This is a genomic window from Bradyrhizobium sp. WYCCWR 12699 (assembly GCF_032144035.1).
Classification (GTDB): domain Bacteria; phylum Pseudomonadota; class Alphaproteobacteria; order Rhizobiales; family Xanthobacteraceae; genus Bradyrhizobium.
Genome location: NZ_JAVTJN010000033.1, coordinates 438515 through 457132 on the forward strand (window position 1 = coordinate 438515; position 18618 = coordinate 457132).

At 65.8% G+C, this 18618-nt stretch carries 11 protein-coding genes and 2 pseudogenes; 4 read left to right on the forward strand and 9 right to left on the reverse strand.

Annotation, left to right across the window (positions count from 1 at the left end):
• Positions 1 to 180: 180 nt before the first annotated feature.
• Positions 181 to 888 carry a hypothetical protein gene (locus RPS27_RS22260; protein WP_313754407.1) on the reverse strand — a complete coding sequence of 236 codons (708 nt, stop codon included), beginning with the start codon at positions 886 to 888 and terminating at the stop codon, positions 181 to 183.
• 458 nt (positions 889 to 1346) lie between these two features.
• On the opposite strand from RPS27_RS22260, the gene RPS27_RS22265 reads away from it, so the two are divergent.
• The 3 genes from RPS27_RS22265 to msrA all read left to right on the forward strand — a co-directional run bounded on the left by RPS27_RS22265 (position 1347) and on the right by msrA (position 3179).
• Entirely contained in the window at positions 1347 to 2024 is a 678-nt protein-coding gene (locus RPS27_RS22265) for a VOC family protein (RefSeq protein ID WP_211416482.1), read from the forward strand.
• Positions 2025 to 2109: 85 nt separating this feature from the next.
• A complete protein-coding gene (locus tag RPS27_RS22270; protein WP_211416483.1) occupies positions 2110 to 2532 on the forward strand; it encodes an OsmC family protein in 423 nt (140 codons plus the stop codon).
• A 131-nt stretch (positions 2533 to 2663) separates the two neighbouring features.
• Complete coding sequence (gene msrA, locus RPS27_RS22275; protein ID WP_313754408.1) at positions 2664 to 3179, forward strand: peptide-methionine (S)-S-oxide reductase MsrA; 516 nt, start codon at positions 2664 to 2666, stop codon at positions 3177 to 3179.
• Positions 3180 to 3257: 78 nt separating this feature from the next.
• Here the strand turns inward: msrA and RPS27_RS22280 are convergent, their stop codons facing one another.
• The 8 genes and pseudogenes from RPS27_RS22280 to RPS27_RS22320 all read right to left on the reverse strand — a co-directional run bounded on the left by RPS27_RS22280 (position 3258) and on the right by RPS27_RS22320 (position 15747).
• Positions 3258 to 6104 (reverse strand): winged helix-turn-helix domain-containing protein, encoded by a 2847-nt coding sequence (locus tag RPS27_RS22280; RefSeq protein WP_313754409.1) that lies wholly within the window; start codon positions 6102 to 6104, stop codon positions 3258 to 3260.
• A gap of 156 nt (positions 6105 to 6260) precedes the next feature.
• The gene (locus tag RPS27_RS22285) at positions 6261 to 7415 is read right to left on the reverse strand and encodes an MFS transporter (RefSeq protein WP_313754410.1); all 1155 of its coding nucleotides are present in this window, start codon (positions 7413 to 7415) and stop codon (positions 6261 to 6263) included.
• Positions 7416 to 7474: 59 nt separating this feature from the next.
• Positions 7475 to 8806: an ATP-binding protein gene (locus RPS27_RS22290; protein ID WP_313754411.1), complete on the reverse strand. Its 1332-nt coding sequence runs from the start codon at positions 8804 to 8806 to the stop codon at positions 7475 to 7477.
• Complete coding sequence (locus RPS27_RS22295; RefSeq protein WP_313754412.1) at positions 8803 to 9516, reverse strand: response regulator; 714 nt, start codon at positions 9514 to 9516, stop codon at positions 8803 to 8805. The genes RPS27_RS22290 and RPS27_RS22295 overlap by 4 nt, the downstream gene beginning before the upstream one ends.
• A gap of 89 nt (positions 9517 to 9605) precedes the next feature.
• The gene (locus RPS27_RS22300) at positions 9606 to 11567 is read right to left on the reverse strand and encodes a MacB family efflux pump subunit (RefSeq protein WP_313754413.1); all 1962 of its coding nucleotides are present in this window, start codon (positions 11565 to 11567) and stop codon (positions 9606 to 9608) included.
• Position 11568: 1 nt separating this feature from the next.
• Positions 11569 to 12801: pseudogene (locus RPS27_RS22305) on the reverse strand (efflux RND transporter periplasmic adaptor subunit).
• A pseudogene (locus RPS27_RS39755) lies at positions 12798 to 14346 on the reverse strand (efflux transporter outer membrane subunit). The pseudogenes RPS27_RS22305 and RPS27_RS39755 overlap by 4 nt, the downstream one beginning before the upstream one ends.
• A gap of 1035 nt (positions 14347 to 15381) precedes the next feature.
• Positions 15382 to 15747, reverse strand: a complete 366-nt coding sequence (locus tag RPS27_RS22320) for a hypothetical protein (RefSeq protein ID WP_211416492.1) — start codon at positions 15745 to 15747, stop codon at positions 15382 to 15384.
• Positions 15748 to 16082: 335 nt separating this feature from the next.
• Here RPS27_RS22320 and bamA point away from each other — a divergent pair, with 335 nt between their 5' ends.
• Entirely contained in the window at positions 16083 to 18560 is a 2478-nt protein-coding gene (gene bamA, locus RPS27_RS22325; protein ID WP_409517563.1) for an outer membrane protein assembly factor BamA, read from the forward strand.
• The last annotated feature ends 58 nt before the right edge of the window (positions 18561 to 18618 follow it).

An 18618-nucleotide genomic window follows, 5' to 3' on the forward strand; every position in this document is an offset into this window, starting at 1 on the left:
TCCTGCGTTGCAATTACTTGCGACCCCCGGCAGCGTGCAACCAATGCTTTCCATGCTCGAAGGATAGAGGTGAACCAGCCAGGACTCCCGTTAGGGGTGATGAGGTTCTGTTAGATCTTGTGCGTCCGGGTGCGACAGCCCGCCGCAGTGACGCCTGTGCTCGCAGATCCATCCAACCCGTCATTCGAACACGGCATCGAAGATTTCGACGTCCATGAGCACGGGCTTGGCGATCACGGTTCCGTCCGGCCGCAGGGTCTGAATGCGTCGAAGCGTCGGGACCACGATGCCGCCGAAGCCGTCATGGGCCCAGGAGGAATGTGCGATCTTCATCCCGAACAGATCGTGATCCATGCGCCGCTGCAGGGCGCTCTCGTCGAAATAAAGGATCTGCTCGGACGCCAGCATGGCCAGGTGCGCCGGGAATTGCGCGCGCAGCCGGCGCCAGGTTTCGGCGCTTTCCTGCCAGGGCGACAGCTCCTCGATCACGACATCGGGGCGCGCAAGCAGGAACGGCGTCGTCAGATAACTCCAGATCGCGACACCGCAGAAGAAGACGAGATAGAGTTCATCCGCAAGCGCGGGCGGGCCGACCTCGGCGAACGCAAGGCCGGGGTTGCTCCAGGACTGCAGGACCTCACCATCCAGGTTCTCGATGGTGATCGCGTCGGGTTGAAAAGAGCCGGAGCGTTCGCCCCCGGTGATGCCGGTGAAGCGGAGCGATTGTGTCCGGGTCGAGCCTTCCGCCGTCACGTCCTTGAATTCCCGGGCATGTCCGGCGTCGGCGAACAACGTTCCGCCGATGGAAAGGTGGAGCGTGAAACGGCTCAAGCTGTTCCAGCGTGCCATTCCGCCGCTGGCATCGATCACATCGTCTAGAAGCGCCATGTCCCGCCATGTCCACCGAGCAATGTCTCCACCATGGCGGCGCCCATGCGGCTTGGCGTGTTAGAATGTGTTAGGACTTGCGAGCCGGGAGCGCGGTGGTATCTTGTTGAAGATGCTCTCAATTCAGGCCGCTCGGCAGATTTGATGCGCCGATCTGACGGCGCGCCCCGCAAGGCCCTCCTGGTCCCTCGCGACGGGCGGGGCGAGCGGGCCGGCCGGGTCGACGCCGATCATAACAGAATCTTGCAACGTCTAACGCGCCAGATGCGCGCGATGCATCCACAATAGCCTTCGAGTTGAATCGCACTTCCAGCGGGGTCCGGAATCGGCCCTCCAGCGAACGACGGTGTCGTTCGATCTCAATTCGTTGGCAATCTCGACGAGCAGTGTCGTGATTGGGAGCTCGTGCTGCGGGAGTTCCACCATCGCATGAAGAACACGCTGACGGGGAGCTCGACATGACCACTCTCGGAATCCATCCCGAACTCTCGACATCGCCCAGCGCCGACTGGAAGCTCGAAGTCGTTGTGATCCCCGTGTCCAATGTCGATCGCGCCAAGGCGTTCTACGCGCGCCTTGGCTGGCGGCTGGACGCCGACTTCACTTCTGGAAACGATTGGCGTGTGATCCAGTTCACCCCGCCTGGCTCGGCCTGCTCGGTGATCTTCGGAACCAATGTGACGGCCGCCGCACCCGGCTCGGTGCGAGGGCTCTACCTGATCGTCTCCGATCTGGAGGCGGCACGACGGGATCTGCTCGACCGCGGTGTCGAGGTCAGCGCGCCATTCCACGGTGCCGGCGATGTTCACGCCGGGCCGGACGAGCCGTACCTGTTCGGCAGTGTTCGGCTCAGTGGCGCCGACCCCAACCGCGGCAGCTACAGCTCGTTTGCCTCGTTCAGCGATCCCGATGGCAACGGTTGGCTGTTCCAGGAGGTGACAACGCGACTGCCGGGACGCGTCGCAGGCAGGGCTACGACATTCGCTTCGCAGACGGAATTGGCGGCTGCACTCCGCAGGGCGGCGGCAGCGCATGGCGAACATGAGCGGCGGACCGGTGGACATGATGAGAGCTGGGCGGAATGGTACGCCGACTACGTTGTGCGCGAGCAGGCCGGCCAACCGCTGCCGAGCTGAAGGCGCAGCGTTCCTCGCCCGCCACGCCAATGTCGCCTTGCTCCGGTAGGGAGGCGAATACTGAAATCTTACAGGGAGAACCGACATGATCCGCAAAGCAACGGCCGTCTGGAAAGGCACCGGTCGCGATGGAACCGGCCATCTGACCAGCGAATCCGGCGTGCTCACTCAGACGCCCTATTCGTTCAAGACGCGTTTCGAGAATGAGAAGGGGACCAACCCCGAGGAGTTGATCGCGGCAGCCCATGCGGGTTGCTTTACGATGGCGCTGGCTTTCGGCCTGCAAATGGCGGGATTCACGCCGGACGAGCTCTCGACAGAAGCGGCCGTGACCCTCGAGCCTGAAGGCAAAGGCTTCAAGATCAGCAAATCCGCGCTGACGCTGCGCGCGAAGGTGCCGAACCTCGACGATGCCGGCTTTGCCAGGATCGCCGGCGAGGCCGAGAAAAACTGCCCGGTGTCGAAAGTGCTCAACGCAGCGATCACGCTCGACGCCAAGCTGGCTTAAGGCGAGCATCGCGGTCCCACCGGCTCCGGGACGCGCCTGGGCACGCATGAACAGCATGGCTTTCGGCCGGGCGGCCGAGAGCCTATGTTACGGATATGGAACGGACCGAGCAATCAATCGGGAGCGGAGATATGACGACGGAACGCGCAGTTTTGGCCGGAGGGTGCTTCTGGGGCATGCAGGACCTCATCCGCAAGCAGCCGGGCGTGGTCTCCACCCGCGTCGGCTACACCGGCGGACAGGTGAAGAACGCAACCTATCGCAACCACGAAGGCCACGCCGAGGCGATCGAGATCATGTTCGATCCCGCAAGAACCAGTTTCCGGACCATGCTGGAATTCTTCTTCCAGATCCACGATCCCACCACGCTCAATCGCCAGGGCAATGATCTCGGCACCAGCTACCGCTCGGCGATCTTCTACACGAGCGATGAGCAGAAGAAGATCGCCGAAGACACCATCGCCGACGTCGAGGCCTCACGCCTCTGGCCGGGAAAGGTAGTGACCGAGCTCGCGCCCGCTCGCGACTTCTGGGAGGCCGAGCCGGAGCATCAGGACTATCTCGAACGTTATCCGGACGGCTACACCTGCCACTTCATTAGGCCCGGCTGGAAGCTGCCCCGCCGCGCGGCCGCGGTGGGAGAGTGAAACGCAAACGACGAAGACTTGATCGCTGACGCGCCGGAAGTGCACTCCCTCTCCCGCAAGCGGGAGAGGTAAGCGGCGTCAGTTCCTGAGTTGCCTCATCAACGCGCGGGCCGCGCGCAGGTCGGCGATCTCCTTGCCCTCGCTAAACCCGTCAGAGGCCTTACCGAGAGCCGCATGAGCCTCCGGGCCGCGGCCTGCGTCCATCAAGAGCCGCGCGAGACTGGTTGCAGCGCGCAGCTGCCAGAAGCGCGCGCCCTGCCGGACGGCAATGTCGATCGCTTCGCGAAAGCGCGCCTCGGCCTCTCCCGAGTGCCGCGCGCTTGCGAGCATCAGCTCGGCCTTGATGCGGATCAGCTCCGGCAGATACCAAAGCTCCTGCCGGTCGTTGCAACGGGCGAGGGCGTCCTCGATCATCTCGAGGCCACGGTTGACCTCGCCGGCCTCCAGGCAACATGCGGCGAGCTCGCCGAGCAGCGGAAGAAAGCGCGGCAGGAAGCGCGCATCGCCGGCGCGATTGAGCTCTTCGCGCAATAGCGGCAGGCCGGTCGCGATGTCGCCGCGCCTGGCCGTGACCGCGGCGTTGAAGGCCCGGGCCCACAGGCTCCACAGCCGGATGGCGTGGCGTTCGGTGTGCTCGAGCAGTTCGGCGCCGTGGCGCTCCGCGGCATCGAAATCGCCGGACCAGAACGCGATCGGGCAGGCCGCCTGGCCCAGCACGCTGCAGAAGGTCAGCGCATGGCCGTTGGCCCGGCCTTCCCAGATGTTCTCAGCCGCGAGCGCCTGGGCCTGATCGGCGAAGCCCTGCAGCCACAGGATGCGGGCGCGAAAATATTGCGTCGATATCCTGAGATCGAGCGGAAAGATTTTCGGCTTGGCTACCAGCACATGCAGCGAGGCGTTGACCCGGTCGATCCGCTGGCGCGCCTCGTTCTGGTCGCCGAGATAATGCAGCGCGACGGCCATCAGGCGGTCGCCCAGCATGAGATCGGTGGTGTCGGGCGAGTTTGCAGCCGCGTTCGCAAAACGGTCGGCGAGCGCACGGGCCTTGCCGAACTGCCCGTTGTTGAACTGGTCGATGCACAAGCCCCAGAGCGCGCGCAGCCGGAAATCCTTGTCGTCGAGGCGCTCGGCGATTTCGAGCGTCGTCTCGAGGATCGGGCGCGCCTCGCGCGCGCGGCCCTCGCCATACATCAGCGACCAGCCGAGCGCGGACAGCAGCTGCATGCGGACGCGGTCGTTGCCGCGGTCCTCGCCCAGCGCCGCCAATGCCGTCCTGCAGCGCTCGCGGCATTCGGCGAACAGCGAAAGGCGCACCCACAGGGGCACCGCGGTCGCCGTCAGCGCGATGCCGAGCTTGGCATCGCCGTCGGGCCCGAAGGCCCAGTCCAGCGCGGCGCGCAGATTGTCCACCTCCCCACCATGGGCGCTCTGCCATTCCGGCAGCGGCGTCGCGGTATCGGCGCCCGCGTGCTCGAAGACATCGCGAAAATGCTCGGCATGGCGCCGCGCGAACTGCCCGACTTCACCGAGCTCGCGCAGCTTGCCGAGTGCGTAGGTGCGCGTGGTGTCGAGCAGGCGATAACGCAGCGCTCGCGAGCCGGATGGCGAGATCAGCGATTTGGCGACCAGGCTGTCAATCGCCTCCAGTGTCTCCGAAGTGCCGAGGCCGTCGCCGGACGCGACCGCGGCGGCGGCCTCCGGCGCGAACGGCCCGGCGAACACCGACAATCGTCGCAAGATGGCGCTTTCCGCCGGCGGCAGCAGGTCATAGCTCCAGTCGAGGGCGGCCGCGAGCGTCTGGTGCCGCGGGACCGCCGTGCGCCGCCCGCGCCATTGCAGCGAAAAGCGGCTGTCGAGCAGGGAGGCCGTGCCGGCGATGCCATACGCATCGACACGGCCCGCCGCGAGCTCGATCGCCAGGGCAATGCCGTCGAGGCGCCGGCAGATGTTCGCCACGAGCGGCGCCTCTTCGGCGCTGAGCTGGAACGGCCCGGAGCTCTGCGCGATGCGCTCGACGAAGAGCTGGGCGGCGAGATAGGCCAGAACCTCGGCGACGTCGAGATTCTCGCGCTCGGGGGGACAATCCAGCGGAAACAGCCGGAAGATCCGCTCGCCCTCGCTTCGGAACGACTCGCGGCTGGTTGCGAGAACGCGAAGCTGCGGCGCCTCGCGAACGATGTGCTCGACGATCGGCGCCAGCGTGTCCAGCACATGCTCGCAACCGTCGACGATCAGCAGGGTCGGTCCGCTCTTCAGGAATGTCAGGATCGCCGGCGTCGGATCTTCCGAGCTGACCGTCAGCCCGAGCACGGAGGCGATGGTGGTCGTGACATGGCCGGCGTCGCGCAGCGGACCGAAATCGACGAAGAAGACGCGCCCGCCGAAATCCGCCGCGCGTCGATGCCCGACCGTGACGGCAACGACGGTCTTGCCGATGCCGCCCGGGCCGACCAGGGTCATGAAGCGATGCAGCGTCAGGCCGTTCGAGATCTTCTCGACGATCTCCTCGCGGCCGATCATCTTCGCGAGCGGAGCGGGCAACGAGCGGGGCGGACTGATGTCGGCGGCGACAGGCGCGGCGACCTGCGGCGCCGCTTGAGTGGACGGCGCGACAAAGCAATAGCCGCGCCCCGGCACGTTGAGGACATAGCGGGCCGACTTGCCGGTGTCGCCGAGCACCTTGCGCAGCGCTGCGACATGGAAGCGCAGGCTACCCTCGTCGACATTCACATCGGCCCAGATGCGCTTGACCAGCTCTCTCTTGTCGATGACTTCGCCGGGACGCTCGGCCAGCAGGATCAGGATATCGAGCGCACGGCCGCCGACGTGAAGCGGCTCTCCCTCCTTCTCCAGGAGTCGGGATTTTGGAAACAGCCGAAATGGCCCGAATGAAACGACCGAGTCTTGGTTACTATCAGCTGGCACGTGCCATTGCCCCCGCGAGGGAGTCAAAAGGTATTTTATTGTGGTCTAGCAGAACGAGGCGTCCAGTAAACCGGCCGAAAGCCGCATGGCTGACAGACCTGCGTGGATGGCTTGGGTCGGCGGCGGCCCCGTGAATCATGCTTGAGATGGAAGGGGTTAGCTCGCGGCGGTCTGGCGCGAATCCGCCGTGACGACACGCGCCGTCAGCGTGACGAGACCCATCAGCGCAGCCAGCAGCCAGAACGCCATCGGCAATCCGCCCAAATGCGCGACGAAGCCGACGCCCGCAGGGCCGATCAGGATTCCTGCATAGCCCGCGGTCGTGATCGCGGCGACCGCAAGGCCGGTCGGCATCACCGTTTGCCGGGCCGCCCGGCGGAAGAGTACCGGTACGAGGTTCGACGCGCCGAACCCGATCAGCAGGAATCCGGTGATCGCGACCGCCGCAACCGGCGCGGTCAGCAGGACCACAAAGCCTGCGATCGCGATCAGGCTGCCCCACAGCAATGTCGCGCGGTCCCCGATGCGCGCAACGACGGCGTCGCCGCCGAGCCGGCCCATCGTCATCGCGATCGAGAACACGATGTAGCCGGCTCCGCCCTGCGCCTCGGTGACGAGGCCCGCGCCGATCACGAGCAGCGCGCCCCAATCGAGCATCGCGCCCTCGACCAGGAAGGTGATGGCGCCGAGCAGCGCGAGCAGCAGTACCGATCCGTGCGGCAGCACGAACAGCGGGCCATCCTGCGCCTGCGCGTTGCGCAGCAGGCGCGGCCAGGTCACGACCATCGCGATCAGCATCAGGGCCGAGCAGATCAGCGTGCAGGCGAGCGTGCCGAATTGCAGCGACAGCAGCGCCGTCATCAGCGCGGATCCGGCGAAGCCCCCGATGCTGAACAGCGCGTGGAAGCCGGACATCAGCGGGCGAGCTGCGGCGCGCTCCACCTCCACGGCGTGGATGTTCATGGCGACGTCGATCGAGCCGAGCGCGGCGCCGAATGCGAACAGGGCCAGCGCCAGCGTCGCGGGCGAGCTCGCGACCGCGAGCAAAGGCAGCACCAGCGCCAGGCCGAACCCGCCCGCCAGGATGATCGGCCTGCTGCCGTAGCGCGCGCTCACGATTCCCGTGAGCAGCATCGCGACGACGGAGCCGATGCCGAGGCTGAGCAGCAGCAGCCCGAGCACGCCGTCATCGACGCCCAGCCGCGTCTTCGCGAACGGCACCAGCGGCGCCCAGCACGCGATGCCGAAGCCCGCGACGAGGAAGGCAAGCCGTGTCGCAAGGCGCGTCGCCGGCCGGTCGGCAGAAGACATGGGAACTCCAGGGGGAAGCAGAGGCGGGATGACCGACAAGCCCGACAAATGCCGCAGCTTTATGTCCGCGGCGCTTCCGCATCGTCGCGGGCAGCCCGCGAAAGCCGCAGGCGGACGCGCAGGCCCTTCGGCGCGTTGTCGAGCAGTTCGAGCGTTCCGTCATGCGCCGTCACGATCGCCTGCGCGATCGAGAGGCCGAGACCGAATCCGGCCGCCTCGTCCATGGTGCGGGCTTCCTCTCCGCGCACAAAGGGCTCCAGCATCGCCGCCTTGTTCTCGTCGGGAATGCCGGGCCCGTCGTCGGAGACGTCGATGACGAGCCGGTCCTCGACCGTCGTCAGCGCGACGTCGATTTGGGTTCCGAAGCGCGTTGCATTCTCGACGAGGTTGGTGACCGCGCGGGTGATTTCGTCGGGCCGCAGGACGAAGGCGGCCCTGTTCGGGCCGGAATAGGTCACGGCAAATCCGGAATCCGAAAACTGCTCGCAAACCATTTGAAGCAGCGCCGCGACGTCCACCAGCGTCGGCTTGACCGGGCTCTCGCTGCGCAGGAGCGACAGCACCGATTCCAGCATCGACTGCATCTGGTCGAGGTCGCGCACGGTCTGCGTGCGTTGTGCCGGATCCTCGATATATTCCGAACGCAGCCGCAGACGCGTGATCGGCGTGCGTAGATCATGGCTGATGGCCGCCAGCATGCGGGTTCTGTCGTTCATCAGCGTGGCGATGCGATCGCGCATCCGGTTGAGCGCTCTCGCCGCGGACCTGATCTCCTCCGGTCCGTTTTCGGGCAGCGGCGCGGAGGACGGGCTCAGGCTGAAATCCTCCGCCGCGCGCGCGAAGGCCGACAGGGGCGAGGAGAGTGCGCGACCGGCCCAGACGCCGAGCAGCGTCAGGCTCGCCACGAGGAACAGCAGCGTCGAGGTCCAGAGACCGCTGACGAAGGCCGGCATCTTGGGCGATCCGATCGCGGCTTCGAGCACGTCGTCGCCCGGAAGGTGGAACCAGACGCGCTCGTCGTCCGCGCCGCTGCCGCGAACGAGCTCGGCCTTGACCCCGAGTGCGGAAGGAATGGTCAGTGACGTTCGCATCGACTGCGGCGTGGTGGAGGCCGAGCCGCCGTCTCGCAATTGGAGCTTGAGCGCTGGAAAGGTTCGGCTGACGCTGTCGAGGACGAGCGCGCGCTCGGCTTTCGGCGTGTTGGCGATCATCCGCACGATCAGCTCGATCTGCTCCAGCGGCGTGTCCGCCAGCAGTTTCGGCTGGTTGAGGAGAAAATACCCGGCAATCAGGACGTGGATCAGGATCAGCGATCCCAGGATCAAGGCGGCGATCTGGCCGCTGATCCGCCTGAAGCTGAACAGCGCGACGATATCGGCGGCGCGGCTCATGCTTCCTCCACCAGCGGCGTGAAGACGTAGCCGCCGATGCGGACGGTCTTGATCATGGATGAGCCTTCTGTGCGGTCGAGCTTGCGGCGCAGCCGGCTGACCAGCACGTCGATGCTGCGGCCGAAGCTTCCGCCGGAACGGCCGCGCGTCATGCTCAGCAAATTGTCGCGGGTGAGAACGCGTCCTGCCCGCTCGCAGAAGGCCTGCAGCAGATCGAACTCGGCACTGGTCAGCGGCACCTGCGCGCCTTGCGGGTCGCGCAACTCGCGCAAGCGGAGATCGATGGTCCAGCCCTGGAACTTGAGACGGGCAGGGGCGGAGCCGGCGGCGAGGCCGCTTGATCGCCGGCGCAGCACCGCGTTGATCCTGGCGAGAAGCTCGCGCGGGTTGAACGGCTTTGCCAGATAGTCGTCGGCGCCCATTTCGAGGCCGAGGATCCGGTCGAGATCCTCGCCCCTCGCGGTGAGGATGATGACCGGCGTCGTGGAGTCCATCCGCAGGCGGCGGCAGAGGCTCAGGCCGTCCTCGCCGGGCAGCATCAGGTCGAGCACGATCAGGTCGACCCGGTCGTGGGAGAGATGGCGGTCCATCTCCTTGCCGTTCGCGACCGCGTCGACCGAGAAGTCGTGATCGCGCAGATAACGCGAGATGAGTTCGCGGGTCGGCTTGTCGTCCTCAACGATCAGGATGCTCGGGCTGCCGCTGGTCATGATTGAAATCGCATCGGGGGCGCCGGTCGTTGGTCGATTTGCAGACGGATCTCCCGTCCGAAGCACTGCGGTCATGGGCAATCCTAGGGTCAGTCGCGGCTCAGCGCCACCACGGGGTCGAGGAACGCGGCGCGGCGGGCGGGGAAGAAGCCGAAGGCGACCCCGATCCCGGTCGAGGTCAGGAACGCTGCGCCGATCGAGAACGTCGAATAGCTGACCTGGAAGCCCGGCACGGCAACGTTGACGGCGAGCCCGAGCAGCACCGCGACGACGATGCCGGCGATGCCGCCGATGGATGAAATCAGGGTCGCCTCCACCAGGAATTGCTGGAGGATGTCGCTGCGCCTGGCGCCGACCGCCATGCGCACGCCGATCTCGCCGATCCGCTCCGAGACGGAGACCAGCATGATGTTCATGACGCCAATGCCGCCCACGACCAGCGAGATCACCGCGATCGCCGCCACCAGGAACGCCAGCGTCTGCGTCGTGCTAGTGATGGTGCGGCGGATGTCGTCGGTGTTGAGGATGACGAAATCCCTGGTGTTGTGCCGCTGCGTCAGCAGCGTCGTCACCGCGTCCTGCGCCAGATTGGTCGAGATATCGTCGCTGATCCGCAGCAGAATGCTGCGCAGCGAACGATCGCCCGTGAACTGGGCCTGCACGGTGGTGTAGGGCAGGTAGACCGACAGGTTCTGGTTCGAGCCGAACCCGCCCTGCTGCTGGGCGATCACGCCGACGATGCGGCACGGCACCTTGCCGAGCCAGATCACGCGGCCGACGCCTGCGGTCTGGTCGTCGGCGAAGAACGTCTTGCGGGTATTGTCGTCGATGACGGCCTGCCGCTCGATGTTGCGGGTCGCCTCGGTGTCGAACAAACGGCCCTTCGCGAGCTTGGCACCTTTGACCTTGAAATAGCTCTCGCCGACGCCGTTCACCAGCACGTTGGACTCGTTGCCGCGATACCGCACCGTGGTGCTGGTCGAAACCGTCGGCGTGACCCCCGCAATGAAGGCCTGCCGGTCGAGCGCGCGGGCGTCGTCCAGCACCAGCGTCTTGATCTTGCTCGCCCGCGCGTCGCCGAAATCCTTGCCTGGAAACACCTCGACCGTGTTGGTGCCGAGGTTCGAAATGTCGGACAGCACCTTGCGCTGTGATGCGTTGCCGAGCGCGACCACGGACGACACCGCGGCGATGCCGATGATGATGCCGAGCATGGTGAGGAAGGCGCGGAGCCGGTGCGCGGTCATCGCAACCAGCGCCATCCGCGAGGCCTCGCGCAGGCGCCGCAACGCGGCGGGCCAGCCCGGGCCGTTGCCCCACGGCGTCCGCGCTACCGTGACGGGCCGCTCCGGGGTGTCCGTTGTTCCGGTGCGGCGATCGGAGACGATCTTGCCGTCCCGCAGCTCGATGACGCGCTCGGCCCGTGCGGCAACATCGGCATCGTGGGTGACGATGATGATCGTCCTCCCCTCGCGGTGCAGCTCCTCCAGGATCTTCAGGACCTCCTCGCCGCTGCGCCGGTCGAGCGCGCCGGTGGGCTCGTCCGCCAGGATGACCTCGGCATCGTTGATCAGCGCCCGAGCGATCGAGACGCGCTGCTGCTGTCCGCCCGAGAGCTGGTTCGGGCGATGGCCTCGCCGGTCGTTGACGCCGAGTCTTGCGAGGAGTTGCTCGGCTCGCGCACGGCGGTCGCGGACCTTCATTCCGGCATAGATCGCGGGGATCTCGACATTCTCGCCGGCAGAGAGGTCGCCGAGCAGATGATAGCGCTGGAAGATGAAGCCGAAATGCTCGCGGCGCAGCGCCGCCAGCGCATCGGCGTCGAGCTCGGAGGCGTTCTGGCCGGCGACGCGGTAGGTGCCGGAGCTGGGGCGGTCGAGGCAGCCGAGGATATTGAGCAGCGTCGATTTGCCCGATCCGGACGAGCCGACGATCGCCACCAGCTCGCCGGGCCGGATGCTCAGCGAGATATCGTCGAGCGCGACCACGCTGACGTCGCCGGTCGCGAACTCCCGCCGAACGTTCTCGATTGCGATGATCGGATCGGCCATGTCAGAGACCTCCGGGCGGGCCGCCCAACACGCTGCGCGATGCGGTCTGCTCGTTGGCCTCTCCGGTGACGACCCGCTCGCCTTCGTCGAGGCCGGACGTGATCTCGACTGTCGTGCGATCGTTGAGTCCGGTCTTGACCTCGCGCTCGCTGACGTCACCCCTCGTATTGAGGGTGCGGACGGTACTGCGGCCGTCGGATTTCCGGATCAGCGCGAGCGCGGGGATGACCTTCACGCGCTTGGCCTCGCCGGTGATGATGTGCACCTCGGCGGTCATGTAGGTCCGCAGCGAGAGCTCGGTGTTGGGGACGTTGAAAACGCCGATGTAGTAGATGGCGGTGCTGGTGGAACTCGATGAACTCGAACTCGTGCTCGATCCCGACGTGGTGGTCGAGGAGAAGCTGGCGTCGCTCTTGATCGATTCGGGCGCCGGCTCGATCTGCTCCAGCTTGGCCTCGTAGCGATGGTCCTGGTCGCCGAGGATGGTGAAGTAGAGCGATTGCCCCGGCTTGACCTTGACGATGTCGGCCTCGGAAATCTCCGCGCGTACGGTCATCGTCCCGAGCTGGCCGAGCACGACGATGGTGGGCGCGGACTGGACGGCGTTGACCGTCTGTCCTTCCTGCACCACGGTGGCAAGCACCGTGCCGTCGATCGGCGCGGTGATGCGGGTGTAGTCGAGGTTGACGCGCGCGGTCTCGACGCTGGCTTCAGCCCCTACGATCAGGGCTTCGAGCGCGGCGATCTGGGCGCGGGTCTGCCGCACGGTCGAATCCGCGCTGTCGAAATCGCTGCGGGAGGTGGCGCGTTGCGCCAACGTCGCCTGCTGGCGCGCGAGGTTCGCCTCGGCCAGAACCAGCGCGGCCTCCTACTCGACCTTCTGCGCACGGTAGTTCTTCAGCGACGCCTCGGAGCTGCGCAGATCGTTCTGCTTGGTGACGGGGTCGATCTGGGCGATGACGTCGCCGGCCTTGACGGTGTCGCCGACGCGGACGTTGAGGGCGGTGATCCGTCCCGACACTTGTGCGCCGACAGCGGTGAGGCGCGCCGGCTTCAGCGTGCCGCTCGCGAGCACCTCCTCGCGCAGATCGCTGACGGTGACCGGCGCGGTGATGTAGGACTGCGCCTTGCTCGACGTTCCCGGAACGCGCGTGGCTGCGACCACGCCGGCAGTTACGACGGCAACGATCGCCGCGCCGATCTTCAGGCGTTTGGCGGTGATGATCTCGGTCACTTCTGCGCCTCTCGCAAGTGAGGTCCCGTGTTGGTGTCGACGATGATCGGCCTCGACACGTCGTCCGGATCGGACCAGCCGCCGCCGAGCGCCTTTGCCAGCGCAATGTAGTACTTGGCTGCCGACACCTTGCTCTGGATCAGCGAATCCTCGGCGGAATAGAGCGAACGCTCGGCGTCCAGCACGTCGATGAAGCTGGCGCTGCCGGTCTCGAACAGCGATCGCGACAGCCGTGCGGCTTCGCGGTAGTTCCTGGCCGCTTCCGACAGCTTGGTGGCACGGACGCGTTCGCGCGACAGCGAGACCAGGGCGTTCTCGACGTCCTCGAGTGCGGTGAGCAGGGTCGAATGGAACGTGGCGAACGCCTGATCGCGTTGCGCCTCCGCAATCCTGACGGTGGCCAGGCGCTTGCCTGCGTCGAACACCGGCACGGTGATCGAGGGCCCGACCGACCAGCTCAGGCTCGAATATTTGGCGAGATCGCCGGCGCGTATCGCGGAGGTGCCGACCGAGCCGGTCAGCGACACCGCCGGATAGCGGTCGGCCTCGGCCTGGCCGATCTTGGCGGTCGCCTGCGCCAGCTTGCGCTCCGCGCTGGCGACATCGGGGCGGCTCATCAGGAGATCGGCGGGCAGCCCGGCGGGCAGGGGCATGCGCGGCGCCGGCACGGGCGCGGACCGGGCCATCAACGAGGCGACGCCGTCGGGCGGTCGCCCAAGCAGGATTCCCAGCCGATGGATGTCGGCCGCGAGCGCCAGGGACGTTGGCTTCCGTGCTCGCGGCTTGCGCGGTGGCCTTGGCGAGATCGACAGCGTTGCCGCTGCCGGCCTCGTATTTGCTGCGGGTCAGCTTTTCGGTGTCGCGCTGAGAGACCGATGTTTGGCGCGCCAGCGCGATCCGCGACTGGTAGCCACGCGCCTCGACGTAGTAAGCGGCAACGTCGCCGATCAGCGTGACGAGGCTGTTGCGCAGATCCTCCTCCGCCGATTGCTGACCGCCCACCGCCGCTTCGATGCTCCGTTGCGTGCCGCCGAACAGGTCGAGCTCCCAGCTCGAATCGAAGCTTCCCTGGTGCAGCGTGTAGGGCGCTGTGTCGGCGACGGCCGAGGCGGAGGTCCCGCTGGTCTTGTTGTCGGTCACCGACGCCGAGCCGCTCACGGACGGAAACAGGCCTGCCGCCGTCTGTTGCAGCGTAGCGCGCGCCTCGCGCACGACGGCTTTTGCCTTCGCAACGTCGGGATTGGCTTCGACGGCCTGTTCGATCAGCCGGTTGAGCAGGGGATCGCGCAAGCGCAGCCACCAGCGATCGAGCTTGCCGGTGTCCCGGTGCGGGGCGGTGCCGGCGCTCCAGTGCGAGGGCAAGGCGAGTCGGGGCGGGCCAGCGTAATCCGGGCCGACAGCGCAGCCGGCCAATGTCGCGCCCAGCAACAGCGCGGCGCAGGCCAATCCGGCGCGCGACCTGCGGCTGCGCAACGGCGCAGGCTTTGGAGGATGAGCCTCATTGGCAAATGGCGGGGGACTTGCGACGAACACGTTTGGCGGCATCAAATCGGCTGAAATCCATGGACCTCGGTCCGGGGAGATTTGCGGTCCTCTGGGGGAGAGCGAGGGCGACCGCCACTAGCCGGCCGATCGTGGCCTTTCGGCAGCCGGAATGTTGCTGAATGTAAACAGGTATTGCCAGACGTCTCGGCGCGGCGGAACAGCTGACGTCCCATAGCCCGTGGCCCGGGTGGAGCGAAGGCGCAATCCGGGGCCGCTCGCCGTGTTCGGCCCCGTCGCGGATTGCGCTGGCGCACCATCCGGGCTACGCGTCCGCGCCTGTGTCGGCCCCTGTCAATCCGTCTCGCTAAAAATATTCCACTTTACCGAAATTCGGTTTTGGCGTATGTGTCGCCCATCCCGGCTCACCAAGAGGGGCGATCTCGAGGTCGTCTTGATCGCGAGCCGGGCTTGCGGTGGACGCGGCAGCGTCGGCATGAGAGGTGCGGGCAGGGCGGGTAGTCCCTGTGAGCTCGACACCCGCGTGCAGACGAACGGCGCTGCTAGGCTTCGTCTCGCCTGTAAGTTTTCAGCTCCGTCGACAGGGCTGGAAATACTGCGGCGAAATGGCGGGCCGTGCGTACGGCAAAACCGTGTGGTCCTGGCCGTCGTTGCTACGGTCAAGCCGTTCGAAGATGTGCGCGAGCCCAACCGGGTGGACGGCATCATCCAATTCGAACGGCGAGGGAGGCCAAAGGAAAGTTCGGCTCCCGGGAGAGCACGGCATAAGCCGTCCGACCATCGCGCAGGGAAGGCCGAGTGATCGGCACCACCTGTATGCTGCTGTGCGGTCTTCTCTGCGTGTGCATTTCGCGCAGCGGACCGCGGGTGCGATGTCAGCACCCGGTCTTCCCTGCACCCTCTTGGCTCAAGAGGGACGAAAGACGAAGCAAAGCTCGGGTGAAATCCACCGCGAGATCGCGAGGGCATGTCTGCGATTTGAGCGAGCGACGGAGGCCGGCGATGGTACGCTCTGCTTCGTGGGTCCGGCTCTGCGCCGCAACGCTCAAGCGCCTTGCGCTTTTATCGGGACACCTCTCACCACGAAATCGGAATTCGCTGCGCAAATCCGCCCAGATCGGAGTCGGGGCTCAGCGGCTGCCGGTCGAGCGGCCGATTGTTGTTGCTGCGTGCGAAGGAGGCGCCGGGCGGAAAGGCATAGTCGGTAAACTTGCGCTCGCCGGGGAGCACCTCGGTCCCGCCGTCGAGCCACGATCGCTTGCTGACATAGATGCGCGTGCGCGGACCGGATTGGTAGGAACGATTGGGGCCGCGCGGGCCGTACTCGTAAACCGCGTCCCGGGCCGCTCGCGGCTCGCGCTTGCCGGCTGTGGCGGGATGGGCGATGAGGGTCGAGGCCAGGAGGGCGGCCAGCACTGCTCGGGTCGTTACATGCGCGTTCATCGAACAACATCCTGTGCGAATTTCCTGACACGGCCGCCTCTCGCACCGACTTGAGAGCCTGTAAAGAATCCCGGCGTTGCGCGATGTTGCTGGGCTGCTGCATGGGCAAAGCGACCGCGCGGCCGCTTCGAGGCGGCTCGGTCGCCGCTCACAACGCGCGCGGTCATTGCGGTCGCGCTGCTCACGCGTCCGATCGACCAATCAAATTCAACGACCGGAAACAATGCAGCAATCTCCAGGCCACACCGCGGCCACAGCCGTCTCGTTTCAGAGCAGGCGAGGTATCGTTGAGGTGTGGAATGTCGTTTTTGCGGGCCGGGCTGATCGTCGTGGCGATGAGTGCTGTATCGATTGCAAGTTCACTCACGCTTGCGCTGTTGCCGCGGCCGGTGGCGGCGCAGGCGATGCAATCGATCGTCGTCGAAGGCAATCGCCGCGTGGAGGCCGAGACGGTCCGCTCCTATTTCAAGCCCGGCCCGGGCGGGCGTCTCGATCAATCCGCCGTCGATGACGGGCTCAAGGCGCTGATCGCGACCGGCCTGTTCCAGGACGTGAAGGTCAATCAGGCCGGCGGCCGCATCGTGGTGTCGGTGGTCGAAAACGCCGTGATCGGCCGTATCGCATTCGAGGGCAACAAGAAGATCAAGGACGAGCAGCTCTCGGGGGAGATCCAGTCCAAGCCGCGCGGATCATTCTCGCGGGCGCTGGTGCAGTCCGACACGCTGCGCATCGCCGAAATCTACCGGCGCTCCGGCCGTTACGATGTCCGCGTCACGCCCGAAATCATCGAACAGCCGAACAACCGCGTCGACCTCGTCTTCACGGTCGAGGAGGGTGCCAAGACCTCGGTCAAGTCGGTCGAGTTCGTCGGCAATAGCGCGTTCTCGGCCTCGCGCCTGCGCGACATCATCAAGACGCACGAGAGCAACCTGCTCAGCTTCCTCGGCAACAACGACATCTACGATCCCGATCGCGTCGAGGCCGACCGCGATCTGATCCGCCGCTTCTATCTCAAGAACGGTTACGCCGACGTCCAGGTTGTCGCCGCGCTCACCGAATACGATCCGGAGAAGAAGGGCTTTCTGGTGACCTTCAAGATCGAGGAAGGTGCTCAATATCGCATCGGCTCCGTCGACTTCCGCTCCAGCATTCCCAACTTCGACACGGGCTCGCTCCGCACCTATTCGCGCGTCAGCGCAGGCTCGCTCTACAACGTCGAGTTGGTCGAGAAATCGACCGAAGAGATGCAGATCGAGGCCTCGCGCCGCGGCTATGCCTTTGCCGTGGTTCGTCCCGGCGGCGACCGGAATTTCGAGGCGCACACCGTCTCCGTGGTGTTCAACATCGACGAGGGCCCGCGCACCTATATCGAGCGCATCAATCTGCGCGGCAACACCCGCACCCGCGATTACGTGATCCGCCGCGAATTCGATCTCTCGGAAGGCGATGCCTACAATCGCGCGCTGGTCGATCGCGCCGAGCGACGGCTGAAGAATCTCGACTACTTCAAGAGCGTCAAGATCGTCACCGAGCCCGGCTCCTCCAGCGATCGCGTCATTTTGATCGTTGACATGGAAGAGAAATCGACCGGCGACTTCTCGATCTCGGGCGGCTACTCCACCACCGACGGCGCGCTGGCGGAAGTCTCGATCTCCGAGCGCAACCTGCTGGGCCGCGGGCTCTACGCCAAGGCATCGGTCAGCTACGGCCAATATTCACGCGGCGTATCGTTGTCCTTCGTCGAGCCTTATCTGCTCGGCTACCGGATGGCGCTCGGATTCGACACCTATTGGAAAGAGCAGAAGTCGAACAGCTATACGAGCTACGGCGTGACCACGCTGGGCTTCTCCCCGCGCATCGGCCTTGCCTTGCGGGAGGACCTCTCGCTCCAGCTTCGCTATTCGCTCTACCAGCAGAGCATCACGCTCGCCAGCGCCTACAACAATTGCAACAACAACGCGTCGAACGCCTCGCTGGCCTATAATCCGACGCCGGCCTACATCCAGAACGTCCTGGGCGGTGCGGACCCGACCAATTCCACGAGCTCGGGAGTCTATGGCTATGGCTGCTACGGCGACGGCGAGTCGAGTCTGCCGGTTCGAAAGGAGCTGGCGAACGGCGCGACCTGGACCTCGGCGCTCGGCTACACGCTGAACTACAACACGCTCGATAACACCAAGAACCCGACGGACGGGTTGCTGGTCGATTTCCGGCAGGACTTCGCCGGAGTCGGCGGCGACGTCACCTATCTGAAGACCGTGCTGGACACCAAATACTACACGCCGCTCGTCTCCGAGATCGTCAGCGTGATTCACCTCCAGGGCGGCCTGCTCAGCAAGCTCGGCAACCAGGATCTGCGCATGCTGGATCACTTCCAGATGGGGCCGAGCCTGGTGCGCGGCTTCGCCTCGAACGGCATCGGGCCGCGCGACATCACCTACTACAACTACGGCTCCAGCGGCGATGCGCTCGGCGGCACGAAATATTGGGGCGCGTCGGCGGAGCTGCAGATGCCGTTCTGGTTCCTGCCCAAGGAAGTCGGCCTCAAGGGCGCGGTCTACGCCGATGCCGGCTCGCTGTGGGGCTATCAGGGGCCGACGTCGTGGTCGGCCACCGGCGAAGTCAACACCAAGGCGTGCCCGACCTGCGGATTGCAATATGACGACGGCAGCACGGTGCGATCGTCGGTCGGCGTCGGCCTGATCTGGGCCTCGCCGTTCGGGCCGCTCCGCTTCGACTATGCCGTGCCGATCACGAAGGGCAAATACGACGTCGTCCAGGAGTTCAGGTTCGGCGGGGGGACGTCGTTCTAGAGCACGATCCGGAAAAGTGTTCAGCGGTTTTCCGAAAAATCATGCTCAAGAAAACGGG

Bases quoted from the DNA above. Each gene is read 5' to 3' on its own strand.
- RPS27_RS22260 (WP_313754407.1), bottom strand. From the start codon at position 888: ATGGCGCTTCTAGACGATGTGATCGATGCCAGCGGCGGAATGGCACGC.
- RPS27_RS22265 (WP_211416482.1), top strand. From the start codon at position 1,347: ATGACCACTCTCGGAATCCATCCCGAACTCTCGACATCGCCCAGCGCC.
- RPS27_RS22270 (WP_211416483.1), top strand. From the start codon at position 2,110: ATGATCCGCAAAGCAACGGCCGTCTGGAAAGGCACCGGTCGCGATGGA.
- msrA (WP_313754408.1), top strand. From the start codon at position 2,664: ATGACGACGGAACGCGCAGTTTTGGCCGGAGGGTGCTTCTGGGGCATG.
- RPS27_RS22285 (WP_313754410.1), bottom strand. From the start codon at position 7,415: ATGTCTTCTGCCGACCGGCCGGCGACGCGCCTTGCGACACGGCTTGCC.
- RPS27_RS22290 (WP_313754411.1), bottom strand. From the start codon at position 8,806: ATGAGCCGCGCCGCCGATATCGTCGCGCTGTTCAGCTTCAGGCGGATC.
- RPS27_RS22295 (WP_313754412.1), bottom strand. From the start codon at position 9,516: ATGACCAGCGGCAGCCCGAGCATCCTGATCGTTGAGGACGACAAGCCG.
- RPS27_RS22300 (WP_313754413.1), bottom strand. From the start codon at position 11,567: ATGGCCGATCCGATCATCGCAATCGAGAACGTTCGGCGGGAGTTCGCG.
- RPS27_RS22320 (WP_211416492.1), bottom strand. From the start codon at position 15,747: ATGAACGCGCATGTAACGACCCGAGCAGTGCTGGCCGCCCTCCTGGCC.
- bamA (WP_409517563.1), top strand. From the start codon at position 16,083: ATGAGTGCTGTATCGATTGCAAGTTCACTCACGCTTGCGCTGTTGCCG.